This window comes from Nostoc paludosum FACHB-159 (assembly GCF_014698835.1).
Classification (GTDB): Bacteria; Cyanobacteriota; Cyanobacteriia; order Cyanobacteriales; family Nostocaceae; genus Nostoc; species Nostoc paludosum.
The window spans coordinates 161,995-181,087 of record NZ_JACJTU010000016.1; the positions used below are offsets into that span (position 1 = coordinate 161,995).

Below are 19,093 nucleotides of genomic sequence, written 5' to 3' on the forward strand. Positions count from 1 at the left end.
TTCTGAAGTTAGTTACTTAGATAACATTTTCATCACCTCAATAATTACTATTAATTAATAGTATAAAGTTGGATATATCCTTATAGTTTTAGTTAAACTATGCCTTTACACCAAAATATGAAACTCGATCGCTCATCTTATCAACGATGACTTTAGCCATATTTGTTCATAATAATTTGACTTGTAGGTAATCTAAAATTATGCTGAAGAATCTAAATTTGAAACAAAAGTTTACAATTCTGCTACTAGTGATTTTGACATTTGGTCTAAGCTTAAGCGGATTTGCCCTTTCTTCTTTGCTGAGGGAGAATGCCAAACAAGATATTAGCTCAACAGCTTTGATGCTGATGCAAACAATGAGTTCTGTTCGTAAGTACACCAGTACTCAAGTCAATCCTGAGTTAGCTGATAAATTAGTAACGGAGTTTTTGCCGCAAAGTGTACCTGCATACTCAGCACGAGAGGTATTTGAAATTTTGCGGAAAACACCAGATTACCGTGACTTCTTTTATAAAGAAGCAACTCTCAATCCCACGAATCTTCGAGATAAAGCAGACGGTTTTGAGACAGAAGTTGTAGAAAAGTTCAGAAATAAACCAGACTTGAAAGAAGTGAGTGGATTTCGCTCAATTCCTGGTGGAGATATCTTTTATGTTGCTCGTCCGTTGCCAATTTCTGAAGAAAGTTGTTTGAAGTGTCACAGTGTACCTGAAGCTGCACCTCAAAGTATGATTACTCTTTATGGTACAGCGAATGGATTTGGGTGGAAGCTGAATGAAATTGTTGGCGCCCAAATTATATCAGTACCAGCTAATAACGTTATTAACAAAGCTAATCAATCTTCTTTACTAATCGTTCTCATCGTATCAACGATTTTTATCGCAACTATTCTGTTAGTGAACTTTTTCTTAAATCGACAGGTTGTGATGCCTCTCAAACGTATGACTCGCATTGCTGAGGAAGTCAGTACGGGACATTTAGAAGTTGAATTTGAGCAGATGTCTAATGATGAAATTGGTAATCTAGCTAGAGCTTTTAAGCGGATGCAATTAAGCTTAGAAATGGCAATGAAACGAATCAAACGTACTCATGGAAGCACGGGAGATTAAAATAATTCGTAATTCGTAATTCATAATTCGTAATTAAGCAGCACTTAAGTAAAAATTGCTAAAAAGCTATTTGCGGTAAGACAGAGGCTGCTGCCAAAACAGCTTCTGTGCGAGAACGCCAACGCGTTGGCGTAGTGTCTCGTAGAGAATAGTTACAAGAATTTGTAGAGTGTGCGTAAACTTAATTACGAATTATTTAAAGCCTTAGGAAAATAGGCTTTTTTTAAATTCAAAAGCTGCTTGAAAGTCAGGAATTTCTGCGGCTATCAATTCTACAAAATGGTCAGGTGGAATGTAAGGATTTTGAGCCAATATTTCTTCTATAACTAGAGTTGCCATTGGCCCAATATGGTAAGCTAACTCTTGCTGACAATGCTTCACAAATGCTGGATTAAGAGAAGGTTGTTGTTGTTCTATTTGCCCCAATTGTTGACTCATAGGCAAACCGGGCGAACTAAATATGGTTTCTCCCATTTGGTTGTATGAGTCGGAAATTGCGGACATGGCCTGATATTCAGGATTAAATACGGTGGGAGGCAAATCATTCGCCGTCGCAGAATACATCACTATTTGTGGTTGTTCGAGACGCTCTAAATCCGCGATTACTTCTGTTGCTGTTTGGTATCGCTTGTTGGGTCTATCGGCTAACATGCGATCGAGTACTTGAGCGAAACCATCAGTAACATAGGCATAATAACGCCAGTTCCATTCTAAGGAATACTGATCCATTAATAAGGATGGATCTTTACCTGTGAGCAGTACAATAGCTGTTACTCCTAATGCATAAATATCACTACAGGGAGAACATAAACCTAAGCTAATCTGTTCGCGGGGAGCATATCCTACTTTACCCACGAGGGACATTTTACCGACGAAAGTTACTTGGTTAGAAGTTTTGGTTTCGTTGATATCAGTAATTTGTTTGCCGACACCAAAATCAATCAGTACTGGCAAATCTTTGCCGTCTGGCAACATAATGTTGTCGGGGGAAATATCTCGATGGATAATGTTATGCTGGTGGACATATTCCAACACAGGCAATAGATTTTTTAGCCATTGGATAACTTCCTCTTCAGAAAAACTTCTTCCTTGGCGTTGAAGTTCTCCTAGCAGCCGAGAATATGTTTTACCATCGACATATTCTTGTACTAAAAACAGCCGACCGTCTCCTTCAAAGCAAGCCAAAAACTTGGGAATTTGAGAATGTTGCAGTTGGTGAAGAATTTTAGCTTCTCTTTTAAATAAGTTACGATATTGTTCGAGTCCACTTTCGCCTGTACCGATGGGTGCAAACTCTTTGAGAACACAAGCTTCATTAAAGCGACGGGTATCAAACGCCAAATAAGTTCGCCCCAATCCTCCTTGCCCCAAAAGTTTTTGGATAATATAGCGGTTATCAATTAGAGTTCCAGCGGCTATTTCTGGTCTTGTCAAAGGGGACTGTGACATCATCATCGCACTCCTAGCGATCTTACATTAGTGATAAATTATTTAGTTGCTCAAAGTCAGAAACTCTAGCAGATAAAGGCTTATATCATCTATAAAATAGAGGTTAGCACCACTGTCAATACTAGGAAATACACTTTTCTACAATCTCTAGATGGTCTTGTGTGACCAAATTAGCAATTTTTTGTTGAGTAGGTTTTAGTAATTTAGTACTACTTGATATATAAGTATTTTAGCAGTCGGGATATACCCCGTGTCTGCGGTAATATCTGCGAGTGCTTTGGGAATCGCTTTTGAGATTGGCTGTTTAACCTTATCTTAGCCTCAGTAGCGCGATCGCTACTCAGCCTACAAACACCTAGCATCTAGCATGACCTCATAGTTTTTGACAAAACTGAAGTTGCTATAGATTTATCAAACTAAAATATTATATTTATTTCAAGTACTCTATGTGCGATCGCTCTTAAAAATTAACCTTTGTGCAACCTGATGTTGCTACATCAACATAATATATAAACTCTGAGTATAAGTCAGTATTGTTCTAAAATAGAAAATTATGCTCCTTAATAGAGGAATTTCTACTTTTATTGTTTCTTCTCTGTGTTGTAAAAGCTGGTTATTAGTAACATAAATTAATAAAAAATAAAGAAATAATATCCGCAGTTACAATATTTAATCTATCTCGTCAGGATTCACGCCTAACTGACGTAAACGTTCCGCCAGTTTTTCTGCTTTTTGTTTAGCTTGAGCAGCTTCTTGTTTAGCTTGAGCAGCCTCTTGTTCAGCAATTATAGCTCGTTGGCTAGCGGCAACAGCTTCTTCTGTGGGTGCGGGAATTAATTCTCCTGCTAAAGTAAACCACCTTAACCACAACCTTTCAACGTCTCGAAATGAACCCTGCCATAAGCCTAAACTTAAATCTATTTCTGGCATTAGTATGCGTCCCTCAGTCAAATTCATCGGTTCGTAATGGCCGCCTACTAACTGAAATGCTTGAAGTTCATTAGTGTAGCGACTGAAAACAACATAGTAAGGAATCCGCAAAATTTGTTCGTAAACTTCCCATTTACTAGGAGGTTTATCCGTTGCACTTTTTTTGATGCCTAAATCTTCTTCTTCTGTACCTGGAGATAGTAATTCCACAATTACAAAAGGATTTGCTGGTTCTTGCCAGGTTACATAACTTAAACGTAAATCTTGACCTTTGTATAGTTTTTGTACTCCTACTACACCGAACCAATCTGGACGTTTGTACCACAAAGGATGCTCGATAGTGTAGTAGAGATTGAGGTCAGCAGCGCTGTAAACTAGTTCGGGATTCCAGTTAATTGGCTGAAAAGTTAAGTATAAAAGTAAAGGCTGTAAAAAGTGAAAATCGTCTGGCAAACCTGGTTCCTCTGGGTTGTCGCTGGGTAAATCATACATCGTTGGTAGGGTTTCCCAAGGAGGAAGCGGCGGATCGGATTGGGGAATAAAGGAAGGAAAATAAGTCATAACTTGTTTTTAGAATTATTCTAAGTCTTGCTGCGATCGCCCAATGTACTTTAATGATAAAACTGGTGTAGTGACTGTGTTAAAAATCAGGCGATCGCATAGACACAAGTGCTAGCACACCGCACCGCTAATGGCAAATTTTGAGATTGCCGCTACTACTATTATCTCTAAATGTTCGGCTTCCTTGGGTCAAATGCCACTGGACTCCAATCGTCAAACTTAGTCAAGGTTGGTAATTAGCGAGATATCACTTATTTAAAAGTATAAAATTTTTTTCTTAATTGCTAATAAATAACTATTACTGCCTAAATATTTTCGGGAATACTGAAGTTTAGTAGCATTAAAGGTGTATGAAAAATGGCAGATAATAAAGTTAGTGCAAAACTTTCCTCTACAGACAGGGAAGCCGTGATGCAAGCTATAACTACTATCCGTGAAAAGTTACCCTTCTTGATTGATTTGACAACCGAGGAACGTAAAGCTTTACCCAAACTGGGAGATAAGAGTCGGGCGTTTGTGAGTAAGGCGTTGGAAATCGCCACACAAAACCCTGATTTCTTACCTCGTTCTTTTGACTTGAATGAAATGCGCCAAGATATTGAATTATTTGAAGCCCTGTATCCCATTATGCTGTCGTTGACGCAACTGCAAGGACTGGTGGATGATACATCTGTGGCTGTTGGTAGCGAAGCTTATGCGGCGGGTTTGATGGTATATAACTATGCCAAAGTCAGCGGTAAAGGCGCAGGTTTAGAGTCAATGGTTGATGATTTAGGGCGAAGATTCGCCCGTAAAGCTAAAAAAGTGCAACCACAAACTTCATAAGTTGAGAAATTAACTCGACGCTTGTACCTAAAAACATAAAACTTGTTGCTCTGAGCTTGGGTGTTTCAGTTTCAAGTGAGATACTCCGAGTTCAGAGCATTAATATTTTGGTTTCAAGTGAGAACGTTTTCGTTTGAAACGAGAACATTCCGATTTGAAGTGAGAATGTTTTGGGTTGAAGTAAAAACGTTTTGGTTTGAAACGAGAACATTTCGGTTTGAAGTGAGAAAGTTCTCGTTTGAAGTGAGAATGTTTTGGTTTGAAGTCAAAACGTTTTCGTTTCAAATTAAAAATTTGTGTTTGCTCAACACCTTTGGCACTTATCTTGAGTATTCTTGAATGATGAAAACTTGTCGACTGGATTTGGGTTGATTCTGCTTTTTGACGCGAATCAGGCGATTTTGCAGTGCGATCGCCCAAGTAAGACTTTGTGACTTAATATCTTGTTTGACTGGTAATCCGCGCCACAATAACATCATCATCTCCTGTATCTAAAAGCAATAATACCGGACGCAGTTTGAATGTTACTGCATCAGAAAAAGGCAATTTGAGTAAAAGAACTGAGCCAGATTGATAATTTTGCATTGCTTAAATCGTGTCGTAGATAGCATCATCTTCGCTATAGCCTTTTAATAATTGCTCAGATGCAAGACGATGCCAAGCTGCTTCTTCTTGTTCTTCTTCTGTGGGTTCATTGACAAGAATAATTACTTTTACCTGCTGTTTATTTACTAACTGTTGCAAAATCACATCTGGTAATTCTATTTTGCCTTCGCTAGTGACATTCGCTGGAAATTCGTATGCTTTCATGTTGTTTCGATCGCCTGCTAGTTCTAATATTATTGTGACGCTGTTATTCTACAACTAGCTGCATCTCCAAATTTTGATGTTTCCGCTTTCGTCGCCAGCAGCAAGCCAATTTCCATCAGGACTAAAGGCGACAGAATAAACCTGACTAAAATGACTGAGAGTGCAAATTTCTTTCCCTGTTGCGACCTCCCACAATTTAATAGTTTTGTCATAACTACCACTAGCCAGCATTCGCCCATCATTACTAAAAGCTACAGATTTAACAGAGTGGGAATGAACGAGAGTGCGAATTTTTCTGCCTGTTGTCACTTCCCAGAGTGTTATGGTGTTGTAACTCTCACCACCAGCCACCATTAGTCCATCACTACTCAAAGCCACTGAATTAACTGTTTTGGAATGATGACTAGTTAGAGTGCGAATTTCTTTTCCTGTTGCCACTTCCCACAGTCTTATCGTATGTCTGCTACTACTAGCTAGCATTCGTCCATCACTACTGAAAGCTAGGGAATTAATGTTACACAAAATAAACGAGCTGAAAAATGGTCTAGGGAGAGTGCGAATTTCTTTTCCTGTTGCCACTTCCCATAGTTTGATAGTGTTGTAGTCCCCCCCGCTAGCCAGCATTCGCCCATCACTACTGAAAGTTAGAGAAAGGCGATCGCCTATAGATAGCTTAAGAGTGCGAATTTCTCTGCCTGTTGCTACGTCCCACAACGTGATATTGCCGAACGTTTCCCTACTAGTACTAGCCAAAATTCGCATATCACTACTGAAAGCTGGAGAGTCTACTGAGGTAAAAGACTCGAAGACAAGCGAAAAATCATCAATTTGTTTACCTGTTGCTGCTTCCTGTAGTTCGATAGTTTTGCACGAACCACCACTAGCCACTTCCCATAGCTTGATAATTTTGTTGTACCTACCACTAGTAGCCAGTGTTCGCCCATCACTACTAAAAGCGACGGAAACATACTCGTTATGACCGTTGAGAATGGGAATTTCTCTGCCTGTTGCCACTTCCCACAGTTTGATAGTTGTGTCATTAACAATATGATCCCTACCAGTACTACTAACCAGCATTCGACCATTATGGCTGAAAGCAATGAATTTAACTAATTTGGTATGACCGTTGAGAGTGTGAATTTCTTTGCCTGTTGCTACATTCCACAGTTTTATAGTTTTGTCATAACTACTACTAGCCAGTATTCGACCATCTTTACTAAAAGCAATAAATTTAATTGGTTTGGTATTACCGTTGAGAGTGTGAATTTCTTTGCCTGTTGCTACATTCCACAGTTTGATAGTGTTGTCATAACTACTACTAGCCAGCATTCGACCATCATTACTAAAAGCAATAAACTTAACTGATTCAGTATGACCCTTGAGAGTGTGAATTTCTCTGTTTTTTGTCACATCCCACAGTCTGATACTATTTCCATCACTACCAGCCAGCATTCGCCCATCATGACTCAAGGGGATCGGGTAAATAAACCTGGAATTAACAGTTAAAGTTAAGGTACAAATTTCTCTGCCTGTTGCCACTTCCCACAGTTTGTAATGACTATCAACCAGTATTCGCCCATCACTACTGAAGACTAGAAAATCAATAGAACTTTCAGTAGTGATGGTGCGAATTTCTATACCTGTTGCCACTTCCCATAGTTTTATAGTTTTGTCATAACTACTACTAGCCAGCATTTGCCCATCATGACTAAAAGCAACAGAATAAACTGCTTCGGTATGACCAGTGAGAGTGCGAATTTCTCTACCTGTTGCCACCTCCCATAGTTTGATAGTTTTGTCAAAACTACTACTAGCCAGTATTTGCCCATCATGACTAAAAGCTATAGAATAAACCCACTCGGTATGACCCGTGTAAGCGTAGTCTTCTGAGGGAAGAGTACGGATAACTTCACCTGTAGTTGAAGAAAATAAGTGAATAAGACTATCTGCTACAGTTGCTAAAATATCTTCATTAGGACTAAAGACTATTTTTTCTGAAATTTTTGGGATAACATAGGCGCACTCCCAGTTAATTGATTTGAGTAATCCCAACAAACCCAACCATTCCTGCACCGATTGGGGACGGGATTTGTAATCTAGCTCCATCCCCTTCATGATTGCCTCATTTACCCTGTCACTGATGTTGATATTTAAATCTTTCGGTGCTTGCAGGGTATCATGTTGCTCTCTAGCTCTTGCTTGAATAGGCCACTCTCCAGTTAGCAAATAATATAATGTGGCAGCTAAGGCGTAAACATCAATATATTCTCCCCTTTCTGCATCCTCTAAATATTGCTCTGGTGGTGCATAACCAGGGGTTAATAGTTGTGTATGCTGTAAAACTTCACCAGGAATAAATTGTCTAGCAAGACCAAAGTCAATAAGTACAACTTCTGGCTTACCTGCACGTATCATGATGTTACTGGGCTTTAAATCTCGATGCAGCAAGCCTTTTGCGTGAACTACTGTCAAAGCATCGCCAATTTGCTGAATATATTGCAGTGCTTCTGCCTCTGGCAATACCCCCTTTTTGGTTATTCGCTCATGTAAATCTTCCCCTTCGATGTACTCCATCGCCATGCAGGGTAAGTCACCCTCATCAAACACGTTTTCTACTTTTACAATGTGGGGATGGTGACACACTGCCAAGCGTACTGCTTCATTCTTAAAGTCTTGCTTGATTTTGCTTTGATTATTAAAAGCATAATTTAGAATACTTTCGGACAGGGTTTTAATTACGCATAGTTCACCCTGACTATTTTTAGCCAGGTAAGTAATACCCATACCACCTTCGCCTAATTTTCTCTCGATGATGTAGCGTCTGCCAAACAACTGCTGCCCTGGATTCCACGCCATTGGTCAAAACCGTAGTTTTACTGATATTTATTTTGGCATACCATAGATGTCGGCGTTTGGCAAAGGAGATTTGAGGCAATTCTGATGCAGCCTACAATAAGCAGTGTATTCAATCGTAATCAACTTATGGCGATCGCAGTTGTTAAACCCTCTTCCTGGCTAGAAAATGGTATTGTAGTCACAAAAGTTAATAATCTGAATTTTTTTAAATTGACAGACGAATTGCAAGCTCGAATGCAAGAACTTGTAGATGGAAAACAAGCAGACTCTCTTACACCAGAACAAGCGGCGGAACTAGAAGCGATCGGCGAATTAATCGTAATTGTTACTTACATGAATGGGATGATTGCTAATGAGGCGCAACAATCCCAGGAAAATGAGACTTGGGAACAGAAATTAGATAAAAACTAATGTCTAAAAAATTTAGAGACGTTGCAATGCAACGTCTCTACATCTAGGTTATTGCATCAGAATTTGCCGAATTAAAATACTCATTACCTCATCTGAGTTGCCGGTGGGTATCAGTGGACTCCATTCCCCTACACTGGCGTAGCCAATTACCTGCAAGTAGTGAATTGTACTGGTAACGGCTTTGGTTGAACCAATCAGTAGATGCTTAACCGGTTTTCTTTGAGGAACTGGCTTTTGAGTTGGTTGATTGACGCTGGGTGTATCTAAATTTTCACTCAGGAACTGTTCTAACTTTGACTGGGCGGAATCTTCTGGTTGTGCCATGATTGTATTTATCTCCTGATAAGGGGGACAGATAAGGGCGATCGCATTCATCTTTGCGGGATTGGGCGATCGCCTTTATCATGCTTTCATTTTAATGTATAAATTTATACTTGTCAAATATAAATTCAAAAATTTCTATCAATAATTCCCAAGTTTTAACGAGAATAGATTATGTCTAATTCGAGATATTTAAAATTTCATTGCTATAAAAAAAATGCTAGATTTAGCAAATTTTTAACTAAACCTAGCAATCTTTAATTATTTACAAAAAGTCTAATCTTCAGGTTCAATTCCAGCAGCCCGCAATTGTGCTGCTAGTCGTTCGGCGCGTTGGCGTTCTTGTTCGGCGCGTTGGCGTTCTTGTTTGGCGCGTTGGCGTTCTTGTTCAGTGCGTTGGCGTTCTTGTTCGGCTAATTCTGTACCCCAAAGTAGAAGGTTTCCTTGTTCGTCCCACCACCGTAACCACTTTCCTGTACGATTTTCACGAGTCCCTTCCGACACGCCAAGGAAAAGATTGATTTCCGGTATCCAGTAGCGTTGATTTTCATCAGGTTCTTGCAAGATGTACTCTTCTGGATTTTGTAAGCGATACGTTTCGATACTGCCGCTTTCTGGCTCAAAAATGATGTAGTTTGGTACTTTCAAGATGCGTTCGTAGAAAAACCATTTTCCAGGGGGATATGTCGATTTGATAGAATACTCTGTCTCCTGTGTATCAGAAACAAATTCCATCACAATTACAGGAATATCACCCTGTAATTGAGGCGTGTAACTGCGGATTACTTCTTCTCTATTAACATTAATTTTGGCAATGAAAGCCCAATCAGGGGCTTTAATGACTATTTTGTTATTGAGAGTGGCACAAATTCCGTAATTAGTTGTTGTCAGGGCATTAGCTGAAATTTTTCCGGCTAATTGTAGGCTTTCTGTGAGTGCAGCAGCTAAGGCTGGTTGGTTGATGTTGTCCACTGGGTCATCTGGCAGTTTGTAATCATTGGGGAGTTTTTCCCAAGTGATTTTGTAATCTTGGGTGATGACTGTCATGATGGGTTTTCCTTTTGTGTAGGGGCTGGGGATTGGGGACTGGGGATTGGGGATTGGGGAATGTTTTTCTAATACCCACTACCCAGTACCTAGCCACCAGCACCCAGTCCCTTTACTCATATTCATCGGGTTCTAAATCGTCGGTTGTCAGTTCTTGATGGGGGATGGCGGCGATAATTGCATCTATGACTTTAGATACTGGTAGAATCTCAATATTTAGGTCGGGAAATTTTTGTCCCTTTGGCACGATCGCTCTTTTAAATCCCAATTTAGCGGCTTCTTTCAACCGCAGTTCCATTTGGGAAACCGATCGCACTTGTCCGCCTAACCCAACTTCCCCTATCAATACTGTACCTGGGTCAACGATGCGATCGCGGAAACTAGCAACGATGGCAATTGCTATTCCTAAATCTACTGCTGGTTCTTCTACATTCAATCCGCCAGCAGAAGCAACGTAAGAATCTAATTTCGACATGGGAATTCCCACGCGTTTTTCTAAGACGGCGAGAATTTGCACGAGGCGGTTATAGTCTATGCCGGTGGCTGCACGTCGGGGTGAGGGGTAGCTGGTGGGACTTACAAGGGCTTGCAATTCCACAACAATGGGGCGAGTACCTTCACAAGCCACTACAATTGCTGTACCTGGTGCTGGGTCGTCACGATTGCCTAAAAATAACTCTGAGGGGTTAGGAACTTCCCGCAGCCCATGTGACACCATTTCAAAGATGCCGATTTCATGTGTTGCCCCAAAGCGATTTTTGACTGTGCGTAATAACCGATGGGAGGCAAAGCGATCGCCTTCAAAATACAACACTGTATCTACTAAATGTTCTAAGACTTTTGGCCCGGCGATCGCTCCTTCTTTGGTAACGTGTCCGACAATCAACATGGTAATATCTTCGTGCTTCGCCACCTTCATCAAAGCCGCAGTACATTCGCGTACCTGAGCCACGGAACCAGGCGCGGAAGTCAAGGCGGGAAAGAATACTGTTTGAATACTATCAATTACAGCTACATTCGGTTTAAGTGAATCTACTTCCCGCAAAATCTCTTCTAAATCTGTTTCTGGCAATACGTATAAATCCGCTCCTACGTTTTCCGGTGCTTGTGATTTAGGAGGATTTTCTGCTACTGGTTCGTTGTCATCACCAACAACACTTAGAGGTTTTGCTACTCCTAAGCGAGAAGCTCTTAATTTTATTTGCTGTCCTGATTCTTCTCCAGAAATATAAAGGATGCGGTATCTTTGCGCCAATTGATTTGATACTTGCAGTAGTAAAGTAGATTTGCCAATTCCTGGGTCGCCGCCAATCAACACCATCGAACCAGGAACAACTCCACCACCTAGTACCCGATCTAGTTCTCCATAACCAGACTCCCAACGAGTGACTTGGCGATCGCTAATTTGGTCAAATGTCAGTGAAGCCCGTTGCTTTGGAGCTTTAGCATTAGATTTGCCATTATTGGGTGCAGCTTGCCAACCACTTACTCCTCCACGAGTAGGTACATCTACAGAAGATTGGATGAGAATTTGTTCTTCTAGAGAATTGTAAGTACCACAGGCTGGACACTTACCAAACCATTGAGGGGATTCTGCCCCACAATCGTTACAAACGAAAAAACTTTTTGGCTTTGCCATTCGTAAATCTTATTAAATAATCTTAATATTTACTTAAATTTTTGGAGAACACTAAAATCCAATAATAGTAGTAATTAGAGCTTTTTCCAAATCAATTTGTGGAATGATATCTTAATATTATGGTATTAAAAATTAATCATGTAAATTTTTAGTGAAGGAGCGTTGATTAACTTGGAAAGTCATAAAGAAAAAATCTTGGTAGTAGACGATGAAGCCAGCATTCGCCGGATTTTGGAAACGCGCCTTTCAATGATTGGCTACGATGTCGTGACAGCTGGTGACGGAGAAGAAGCTTTGGAAACTTTTCGCAAAGCCGATCCTGACCTAGTAGTTTTAGATGTGATGATGCCAAAGCTAGATGGCTACGGTGTTTGTCAAGAATTACGCAAGGAATCTGATGTCCCCATTATTATGCTAACAGCCTTGGGGGATGTAGCCGATCGCATCACTGGACTAGAATTAGGTGCTGACGACTACGTAGTTAAGCCGTTTTCCCCCAAAGAACTAGAAGCCCGGATTCGCTCAGTGCTGCGGCGAGTAGACAAAACTAGTGCTACTGGCATTCCTAGTTCTGGTGTGATTCATGTCGCTAACATTAAAATCGATACCAATAAGCGACAAGTCTATAAAGGCGACGAACGGATTCGATTGACAGGCATGGAGTTTAGCTTACTAGAGTTGTTAGTCAGTCGCTCTGGAGAAGCTTTTTCCCGTTCAGAAATTTTGCAGGAAGTTTGGGGTTACACACCAGAACGCCACGTAGATACCCGTGTAGTAGATGTGCATATATCCCGTTTGCGGGCAAAACTAGAAGACGATCCCAGCAACCCAGAATTAATATTGACAGCCAGAGGTACTGGTTACCTTTTCCAGCGAATTATTGAACCGGGAGAGGAGTGAGACGCGGGGACGCGGGAAAATCAGGGAAAGGATGAAGTGAAGAAAAAGCCCAATGACTAATGACTGATGACTAATGGCTAAATCCGATCCAAATCGAGTTTTGCGGCGTCTACCCATTGTTGTAGGTGGACTAGGCGCTGTACTTTTGCTAATTAACCGCTTGTTGACACCGCAACTAACTGAATCTCAAGCGCGTGGTGATGTGTTGGGTGTGATTTTGAGTGCGGTGTTAATTTTGACGGGTTTAATTTGGCAGCAGGTACAGCCGCGATCGCCTGATACTGTAGAACTAATCGGAGAAGAGGGTTTTGTACTAGCACCAGACTTGCCAGAAGCCGTGAAAACTGAGCTAGCTTGGGCATCTCATTTATTGTTGACCAATACAGTAACGCGATCGCTAGTAGTTTTTTATCAAGGTAAAGTTTTGTTGCGTCGAGGAATTTTAGGTATCAAATCTGAGGTTGTACCAGGAGCAATCTTAAAACAGGTACTCGAAAAACAAAAGCCGATTTATCTAGTGGCGCTAAAGGTGTATCCCGGTAAGATTGAATTTGATTATTTACCTGAAAATACTCAAGGGGTAATTTGTCAACCTATTGGCGATCGGGGTGTCCTGATTTTGGGAGCGAACGCGCCTCGCAGTTACACCAAACAAGATGAAAAGTGGATCGCCGGAATTGCTGATAAATTAGCTGTTACTCTTAGCCAAATTTAGATTAGCCAATTTTAGATTTTGGATTTTAAGTAGAAGGCTCCAAGGAAGAAGGCAGACGCCAGAAAGGAAAAGAGTTATCTTATCTAGTTCCTGGAGGTCGGCATCTTACATTTAGTTATGTCTACCTACTTAGATTGACCTATTTTCAATCGAAGTATTTTGAAAAATTTCATCTCAAATTACTAAGGAATTTTAAACAAATCTATTATTCAATCTTGTGGGAGCCATCTTGCCTGTGGATAATTATCGACGGGCGAGACACCTGACAATCAATAATTAGATAGATATGTTTTTATTTGTAAATTCCCAATCGAAAATCTAAAATCTAAAATCTAAAATTCAATCACCAAGAAGTTAAAAAATTCCACCCTTCTGTTTCTTCTGGTGTATTTTCTTGTTTTTGTTCTGGCGTATTGAAATTTTTTTGTTGAATTAAATTCTCATAATCTCCAGAATCAACCCATTTTAATAATTCGCCAGCCCGCATCACAACCCAAGGAAGTGTAGCTTCTGTATAACTTAATATTTTGGTAACCTGATCTGCGGTATCAATATTCTGGGATGCAAACTCACGCGCTTGAGTTAGAAAATCTTCAATCACAGCAGTAGTTAAGTATTCACTCGGTAAACCTGCAATTTTTATCAGTGCGCTGGTTGCTACATTAATATCCTGACAAGCCAACAAACCAGCGCGATCGGCGGTGAATCTAGCCATCATTTGCCAATTATATAAAGCCAATTCCATACCACTGGCTACCAAGCCACCAACCCCCAATGTAGTACTACTCAACAGATTTTTTAAAGTCGGCATCACAAACGCCATTTGGTGATAAACCATGTGCTGACTCTTAATACGAGCAACTTCATGTCCCAAAATATAAAGCAACTCATCTGTATCAAGCCACTCCATTGCATCTAAATTGATACCAATGAGAGGTTTTTCTACTCCGACAATGTAGCTGAGAATGTGACCTGTGGCTCGAAACAGATATAGTTCAGGAAGGGGGTTAACATCAAGAATTTCACAAGTTTCTACTAATGCTTGATGCAATTGGGGAAAATTACGAGGGGTAATTCTGATACTACTGCCAAGGCTTTGGATGCGGAGTAGGCGATCGATACCGTATTCATTAATTTTTTTCAGTAGCAAAGAGACACCAGGCATCTTTTGTAAAGATGCTAAGGCTTTGCGATCAAAAGGGTGTTCGTAAGTTTGCGAATTTAATCCAGTTAATATTTTTCTCTGCATTGATTTCTAATTTCCAGCGCTAAGTGCTTTTACTTGCTGTTTAGTTTTTTTAAATAGTATAAATCGCATCTTTAATTAAGGTTGAAGCCCAAGCTTTTGCCAGCATCTTGCTCCAATGAGCAAGCATTTTTGAGAAAATGCAATAAATTTACTTTATAAATTAATCATTTTTTAGATGCTGTTTTTTGGATGTAGCACGTTTTAGGGTAGCACGGCGATGCTACCCTACAAAAGACTAACTGATTTGCAAATTTCAAATTTTATCTATGCAAATTATCTATTGGCTATTAATTGCCGTAATGGTTGTGGGGATTATCGGCGCAGTAGTTCCTGCGATTCCCGGTGCTAGCTTAATTTTAATTGCAATTATCATCTGGGGAATTGTTAGCAGTTCCTTCGCAGCTATCAAGATTCCATTAATTGTAACAATTATTGTTTTACTACTCAGTGTCGGCGTGGATTTTTTAGCCAGTTATGTAGGAGCAAGACAAGCAGGAGCCAGCAAGTGGGGACAAATTGGCGCAGTTGTCGGTCTAGTGCTGGGATTTTTGGGATTATTGCCAGCTTTACCCTTTGGAGGCCCACTATTAGGAATTTTACTAGGGCCGCTATTGGGAGCAATTATTGGTGAGTATTTTTACCGACGTGAATTAGGTTTAGCAGTTAAAGCAGGTATCGGAATTGTCGTCGGTACACTGGTTGGAAATTTGATTCAAGGGTTGTTGGCGATCGCTGCTGTTACAGTATTTATAATTACAACTTGGCCGCAAGTATACGGCGCTTAAAATTTATCAAAGCGTTTACTGGATTTGCTCACATAATAAAATTGAGTAGATAGAACAACTAATTGGCATGATTAGTTATTCGATCTACTCAATATAACGGTGAAAAGCTTAATTTGCTACTAACAGATACACACAAGCATTAATGTTTTGTATACAAGATTTAAAATTCAAAATTAATTATTGTTTGAATTTTTCACCTTGATTTGAAGGTCAGCTATGGGAAAAATTAGACTGTTTGTGAGTTTTTTCTACGCTTTTGCAAACCAAACAAAGCTACTAATCCCAAAACACCTAAGCTCATAGTGGTTCCTGGTTCGGGAACAGTTTGATTCACATCCAAGCGAACACCATCACCAGTGGCAAATCTACCACCAATATTACCCAGTTTTAACTCCAAGGATTTGACATTTGTCAAAGTCACTTTTTTGATATTAGCGTCACTTCCTGGAGTAATTGCTCCTCCATAAGCAACACCATTAACACTAAGAATCGAAGTACCTATATCTTCCACATCAAAGAATGATAGTACTAACTCGCTAATTGTGCTAGTAAAGTCAAACTTAAACTGACCAACTTCTAATTGACCGTTTTCAGGTAGTTTACCATTAGTTCTTCTAGCTACAGGACGGAACCAATTTTCACCTGCAATTGTGTTAGTTCCTCCATCTGGCTTACCGAAGGAAATACCAAAACCATAAGAATTTGAGGTTGCACTATCATCACTAAATAATAGGCTTGGTTTGTAATCTGGATTGTAATTCTGGCTGGTAACTGTGTAACCATAAGGAGTTGTATCGATACAGCTACCAGTTAAACACGCAACATTTGTCAGTTTAATTTCCCCTTCTACTGGAGGAACTAAAGAAGCAGCTTGAGCTTTAGATACACCACCAATTACATTTAAACCGATAGTAGATGCTGCAATTGTTGTTGCTAAAATAGTTAACTTTTTCATTAGATTTTTTTCCTCTGATTAGTAATTTTTTAGATGAAAAATTTTGTTTTCATTTGTTTCTCTGTATTTGTATATTAACCGGGCAATTACGTAAGCGCATCTACTTGGGTCTTAATTCACACAATCTTTATTAGTAAATCGCTATATATGAATATTTTTAGAAAAAAAACTTTTTTAAGTTATTTTTTATACAATTTTTTCTTACAACAGGGTGAGGTACAGATATAGAACTTATACCAAATCTGTTTTTATAACCCCTCTTTCTTCTCCCCTGCCTCCCCTCCTTTTTTAAAAAACAGGGTAGTTAACAAGGATTTGGTATTACGCACTCAGATCCCCCAAACCCATTAAAAAGGAGGCTTTAGAGGTTCCCCCCTTGAAAAGGGGGATCAGGGCTTTCAAGCTTCAGTGCGTAAGTCCTGAGATAGTAATAGGGGCACAACATGTTGTGCCCCTATCGGTATACTTAATTAAATGTGGAGTCAATAAGCTTAAGCTGATTGCAAATATTTTCTAGCTTCACTAGCGATCGTTTCTATATCATCATCTACCAGAGTTTCTAATATAGATTTAGCTTCTGGACTACCCAAATGAATCAACGCTTGTACAAGTCTGTAACGGATTTGCGAATCTGGATTGGTAGCATAAGGAGCTAAAAGGGGAACCGCTTCTACATTTCCCAACTCGCCTAAAGAACTAATAGCCGCAGTTTGGACTAGTTCATTGTCTGAAGAGAGTGCCTCTTTAAGTAGTTCAAAACCTCGTGGATCGCCTAACTCGCCTAGTGTAGCAATGATACTGAATTGTACTAGCCATTCATTAGTTGTATTGTAAACTTTCTCTAAGTCTTCCAGAGCTTCACTTAATTTCAGAGCGCCCAAGCAATCTGCGGCGGCTGCTTGTACATCTATTTCGGGGTCATTGAGCAAGCGATCGCGTAAAATTTCCAAAGATAACTGTAAATCCTGTTTTCCCAGTGTATCCATTTGACTCACTGCCGAGTATCGGACACGGGCGTTGCGATCGGCAATCGCAGTTTGAATCAATTCAAAACCGATGGATTGTTCTAATTGACGGATTTGATTTACTGCACGCAAGCGATCGCCCACATCCTGAGAACTAAGCAGTTCCTTAACAGACTCTGGATTAATACTCATTTTATTATCCTTGATTTTCAAACGTATAAAAAAGAGTCAAGGGTCAATGAAAAGGACAAGGTGACAAACAGACAAGGGTAGATGAGAGACATAGTAATGGTTAGTGGATAACCACCAATTACCAATTACCAATGCCCCATGCCCCATCCCCAATGCCCAATGCCCAATGACTAATCTTGACTTGCTGCCATTGCCCGAATAATATCACCACGAGTGAGGATACCAATTACTTGGCCCGTGCTGTCAAGTACTGGCAAGCGGTGAACACTGCGATCGTGCATGACTGTAGCAGCTTCCTTTAAAGTTTTCTCAGGGGAAATAGCGATCGGGTTTTTACTCATCACTTCCCCAACGGTTTGCCCTAAAGCTTTATGCAAATCACGTTCGTATGTAGCAGGGTTTTTCAAATAGATGACACTATCAAGAAACATGATGTATGCAGGTGGAGTGACACCAGTTTCTTGCCACATCAAATCGGTTTCTGAAATAATGCCCACTAACTTACCGCCATCATCCACAACAGGTAGCCCGCTGATGTGACGTTCTGCGAGAATTTGGATAGCTTCCTTGAGTGGAGTTTGTTCCTGAACCACAATCGGATCGCGGCTCATAACGTCGGCAACGGTTTTAGGCATTTGTTTACTGATACCATTTATCAAAGTCCCTGCGATTATTGTAGAAAATTGCGGGACTCAACCTGATGCAATTAATAGATTGTTACGGGATTGGGGCATGGGAGTGTTGATTAAGGAGTTAGGAGTTAGGAGTTAGGAATTAACAATTATTTTCCTTGTTTCCTTGTTCCCTCATCTCGCCACCTCCCCATCTCCTTACTCCCCACTCACCTTAAGAGCATCAATAATTTGAATATTTGCTTTTGGAAAACTAAACTTTTCGAGTTCTTCCAAACTTACCCAGCGGATTTCGTCGCATTCCAAGGGTTGGGGAACACCCGCAACATGACGGCAGTGATGTACTGTCAGGGTAACGTGCAAATCTGTATAGGTATGATCGACGGTGATTAGATGTTCTCCCACTTCGATCGCGATTCCCAATTCTTCGTAAATTTCCCGTTGAATACACTCTTGGATAGTTTCACCAAGCTCAATCTTGCCACCAGGGAATTCCCACAAACCACCCATCGCTCCTTGTGGACGACGACGGTCAATTAAGATTTGTTTTTGGTCATTCCAAATTACGGCAACGCCAATGATTTTATGAGGTGGGAAAGAACTGGTTTGACTCATGGTTTATGAAAGTAGTAGTGGAGGAGACTTGTACTGAGCGGAGCCGTTGGCGCAGCCTCTCGTAGAGAAGTATGAGGAGACTTGTACTGAGCGGAGCCGTTGGCGCAGCCTCTCGTAGAGAAGTATG

Annotated in this window: 19 protein-coding genes; 6 read left to right on the top strand and 13 right to left on the bottom strand. The window is 40.3% G+C overall.

Going from position 1 to position 19,093, the window contains the following annotated elements; all coding sequences use genetic code 11:
* Nucleotides 1–200: 200 nt before the first annotated feature.
* Entirely contained in the window at nt 201–1,109 is a 909-nt protein-coding gene (locus H6H03_RS18185; protein ID WP_190956499.1) for a c-type heme family protein, read from the top strand.
* Between the two features lie 204 nt (nt 1,110–1,313).
* Here H6H03_RS18185 and H6H03_RS18190 read toward each other — a convergent pair whose 3' ends face one another.
* Together H6H03_RS18190 and H6H03_RS18195 are read right to left on the bottom strand one after the other, a co-directional pair.
* On the bottom strand, nt 1,314–2,558 hold the full coding sequence (locus tag H6H03_RS18190; protein ID WP_190956522.1) for a serine/threonine-protein kinase: 1,245 nt from the start codon (nt 2,556–2,558) through the stop codon (nt 1,314–1,316).
* 669 nt (nt 2,559–3,227) lie between these two features.
* Entirely contained in the window at nt 3,228–4,049 is an 822-nt protein-coding gene (locus tag H6H03_RS18195; protein WP_190956500.1) for a Uma2 family endonuclease, read from the bottom strand.
* Between the two features lie 357 nt (nt 4,050–4,406).
* Here H6H03_RS18195 and H6H03_RS18200 point away from each other — a divergent pair, with 357 nt between their 5' ends.
* Entirely contained in the window at nt 4,407–4,874 is a 468-nt protein-coding gene (locus H6H03_RS18200; RefSeq protein WP_190956501.1) for a hypothetical protein, read from the top strand.
* A gap of 435 nt (nt 4,875–5,309) precedes the next feature.
* Here H6H03_RS18200 and H6H03_RS18205 read toward each other — a convergent pair whose 3' ends face one another.
* The 3 genes from H6H03_RS18205 to H6H03_RS18215 are packed head-to-tail and all read right to left on the bottom strand — an operon-like array spanning nt 5,310 to nt 8,540.
* The gene (locus H6H03_RS18205) at nt 5,310–5,459 is read right to left on the bottom strand and encodes a hypothetical protein (protein ID WP_242057897.1); all 150 of its coding nucleotides are present in this window, start codon (nt 5,457–5,459) and stop codon (nt 5,310–5,312) included.
* A gap of 3 nt (nt 5,460–5,462) precedes the next feature.
* On the bottom strand, nt 5,463–5,684 hold the full coding sequence (locus H6H03_RS18210; protein WP_190956502.1) for a hypothetical protein: 222 nt from the start codon (nt 5,682–5,684) through the stop codon (nt 5,463–5,465).
* A 54-nt stretch (nt 5,685–5,738) separates the two neighbouring features.
* Nucleotides 5,739–8,540: a serine/threonine-protein kinase gene (locus H6H03_RS18215; protein WP_190956503.1), complete on the bottom strand. Its 2,802-nt coding sequence runs from the start codon at nt 8,538–8,540 to the stop codon at nt 5,739–5,741.
* An 84-nt stretch (nt 8,541–8,624) separates the two neighbouring features.
* Between H6H03_RS18215 and H6H03_RS18220 the strand changes: the two genes are divergently transcribed.
* Complete coding sequence (locus H6H03_RS18220; protein ID WP_242057898.1) at nt 8,625–8,951, top strand: hypothetical protein; 327 nt, start codon at nt 8,625–8,627, stop codon at nt 8,949–8,951.
* Between the two features lie 48 nt (nt 8,952–8,999).
* On the opposite strand, the gene H6H03_RS18225 is transcribed toward H6H03_RS18220, so the two are convergent.
* The 3 genes from H6H03_RS18225 to radA form a co-directional block, all read right to left on the bottom strand.
* On the bottom strand, nt 9,000–9,275 hold the full coding sequence (locus H6H03_RS18225; RefSeq protein ID WP_190956504.1) for a hypothetical protein: 276 nt from the start codon (nt 9,273–9,275) through the stop codon (nt 9,000–9,002).
* A gap of 273 nt (nt 9,276–9,548) precedes the next feature.
* On the bottom strand, nt 9,549–10,319 hold the full coding sequence (locus tag H6H03_RS18230) for a Uma2 family endonuclease (RefSeq protein ID WP_190956505.1): 771 nt from the start codon (nt 10,317–10,319) through the stop codon (nt 9,549–9,551).
* 112 nt (nt 10,320–10,431) lie between these two features.
* Nucleotides 10,432–11,958, bottom strand: coding sequence for a DNA repair protein RadA (gene radA, locus H6H03_RS18235; RefSeq protein ID WP_190956506.1), 1,527 nt, complete (start codon nt 11,956–11,958; stop codon nt 10,432–10,434).
* 171 nt (nt 11,959–12,129) lie between these two features.
* On the opposite strand from radA, the gene rpaB reads away from it, so the two are divergent.
* Nucleotides 12,130–12,858, top strand: a complete 729-nt coding sequence (gene rpaB / locus H6H03_RS18240) for a response regulator transcription factor RpaB (protein WP_096542480.1) — start codon at nt 12,130–12,132, stop codon at nt 12,856–12,858.
* Between the two features lie 73 nt (nt 12,859–12,931).
* Nucleotides 12,932–13,573, top strand: a complete 642-nt coding sequence (locus H6H03_RS18245) for a cofactor assembly of complex C subunit B (protein WP_190956507.1) — start codon at nt 12,932–12,934, stop codon at nt 13,571–13,573.
* 343 nt (nt 13,574–13,916) lie between these two features.
* Here the strand turns inward: H6H03_RS18245 and H6H03_RS18250 are convergent, their stop codons facing one another.
* Nucleotides 13,917–14,822 (bottom strand): M48 family metallopeptidase, encoded by a 906-nt coding sequence (locus tag H6H03_RS18250; RefSeq protein ID WP_190956508.1) that lies wholly within the window; start codon nt 14,820–14,822, stop codon nt 13,917–13,919.
* A 266-nt stretch (nt 14,823–15,088) separates the two neighbouring features.
* On the opposite strand from H6H03_RS18250, the gene H6H03_RS18255 reads away from it, so the two are divergent.
* On the top strand, nt 15,089–15,607 hold the full coding sequence (locus H6H03_RS18255) for a DUF456 domain-containing protein (RefSeq protein ID WP_190956509.1): 519 nt from the start codon (nt 15,089–15,091) through the stop codon (nt 15,605–15,607).
* Nucleotides 15,608–15,833: 226 nt separating this feature from the next.
* Here the strand turns inward: H6H03_RS18255 and H6H03_RS18260 are convergent, their stop codons facing one another.
* The 4 genes from H6H03_RS18260 to mutT all read right to left on the bottom strand — a co-directional run bounded on the left by H6H03_RS18260 (nt 15,834) and on the right by mutT (nt 18,966).
* On the bottom strand, nt 15,834–16,562 hold the full coding sequence (locus tag H6H03_RS18260) for an LEVG family PEP-CTERM protein (RefSeq protein ID WP_190956510.1): 729 nt from the start codon (nt 16,560–16,562) through the stop codon (nt 15,834–15,836).
* 491 nt (nt 16,563–17,053) lie between these two features.
* On the bottom strand, nt 17,054–17,719 hold the full coding sequence (gene nblB, locus H6H03_RS18265; protein ID WP_190956511.1) for a phycobilisome degradation protein NblB: 666 nt from the start codon (nt 17,717–17,719) through the stop codon (nt 17,054–17,056).
* A gap of 170 nt (nt 17,720–17,889) precedes the next feature.
* Entirely contained in the window at nt 17,890–18,354 is a 465-nt protein-coding gene (locus tag H6H03_RS18270; RefSeq protein WP_190956512.1) for a CBS domain-containing protein, read from the bottom strand.
* 195 nt (nt 18,355–18,549) lie between these two features.
* Nucleotides 18,550–18,966: an 8-oxo-dGTP diphosphatase MutT gene (mutT, locus tag H6H03_RS18275; protein ID WP_190956513.1), complete on the bottom strand. Its 417-nt coding sequence runs from the start codon at nt 18,964–18,966 to the stop codon at nt 18,550–18,552.
* Nucleotides 18,967–19,093: the final 127 nt, after the last annotated feature.

Excerpts from the sequence above, each read along its gene's own strand:
- radA (WP_190956506.1), bottom strand. The coding sequence starts at position 11,958 with ATGGCAAAGCCAAAAAGTTTTTTCGTTTGTAACGATTGTGGGGCAGAA.
- H6H03_RS18210 (WP_190956502.1), bottom strand. The coding sequence starts at position 5,684 with ATGAAAGCATACGAATTTCCAGCGAATGTCACTAGCGAAGGCAAAATA.
- H6H03_RS18190 (WP_190956522.1), bottom strand. The coding sequence starts at position 2,558 with ATGTCACAGTCCCCTTTGACAAGACCAGAAATAGCCGCTGGAACTCTA.
- H6H03_RS18250 (WP_190956508.1), bottom strand. The coding sequence starts at position 14,822 with ATGCAGAGAAAAATATTAACTGGATTAAATTCGCAAACTTACGAACAC.
- mutT (WP_190956513.1), bottom strand. The coding sequence starts at position 18,966 with ATGAGTCAAACCAGTTCTTTCCCACCTCATAAAATCATTGGCGTTGCC.
- H6H03_RS18225 (WP_190956504.1), bottom strand. The coding sequence starts at position 9,275 with ATGGCACAACCAGAAGATTCCGCCCAGTCAAAGTTAGAACAGTTCCTG.
- H6H03_RS18245 (WP_190956507.1), top strand. The coding sequence starts at position 12,932 with ATGGCTAAATCCGATCCAAATCGAGTTTTGCGGCGTCTACCCATTGTT.
- H6H03_RS18215 (WP_190956503.1), bottom strand. The coding sequence starts at position 8,540 with ATGGCGTGGAATCCAGGGCAGCAGTTGTTTGGCAGACGCTACATCATC.
- H6H03_RS18195 (WP_190956500.1), bottom strand. The coding sequence starts at position 4,049 with ATGACTTATTTTCCTTCCTTTATTCCCCAATCCGATCCGCCGCTTCCT.
- H6H03_RS18260 (WP_190956510.1), bottom strand. The coding sequence starts at position 16,562 with ATGAAAAAGTTAACTATTTTAGCAACAACAATTGCAGCATCTACTATC.
- H6H03_RS18200 (WP_190956501.1), top strand. The coding sequence starts at position 4,407 with ATGGCAGATAATAAAGTTAGTGCAAAACTTTCCTCTACAGACAGGGAA.
- H6H03_RS18220 (WP_242057898.1), top strand. The coding sequence starts at position 8,625 with ATGCAGCCTACAATAAGCAGTGTATTCAATCGTAATCAACTTATGGCG.
- H6H03_RS18230 (WP_190956505.1), bottom strand. The coding sequence starts at position 10,319 with ATGACAGTCATCACCCAAGATTACAAAATCACTTGGGAAAAACTCCCC.
- H6H03_RS18255 (WP_190956509.1), top strand. The coding sequence starts at position 15,089 with ATGCAAATTATCTATTGGCTATTAATTGCCGTAATGGTTGTGGGGATT.
- H6H03_RS18185 (WP_190956499.1), top strand. The coding sequence starts at position 201 with ATGCTGAAGAATCTAAATTTGAAACAAAAGTTTACAATTCTGCTACTA.
- nblB (WP_190956511.1), bottom strand. The coding sequence starts at position 17,719 with ATGAGTATTAATCCAGAGTCTGTTAAGGAACTGCTTAGTTCTCAGGAT.
- H6H03_RS18205 (WP_242057897.1), bottom strand. The coding sequence starts at position 5,459 with ATGCAAAATTATCAATCTGGCTCAGTTCTTTTACTCAAATTGCCTTTT.
- H6H03_RS18270 (WP_190956512.1), bottom strand. The coding sequence starts at position 18,354 with ATGCCTAAAACCGTTGCCGACGTTATGAGCCGCGATCCGATTGTGGTT.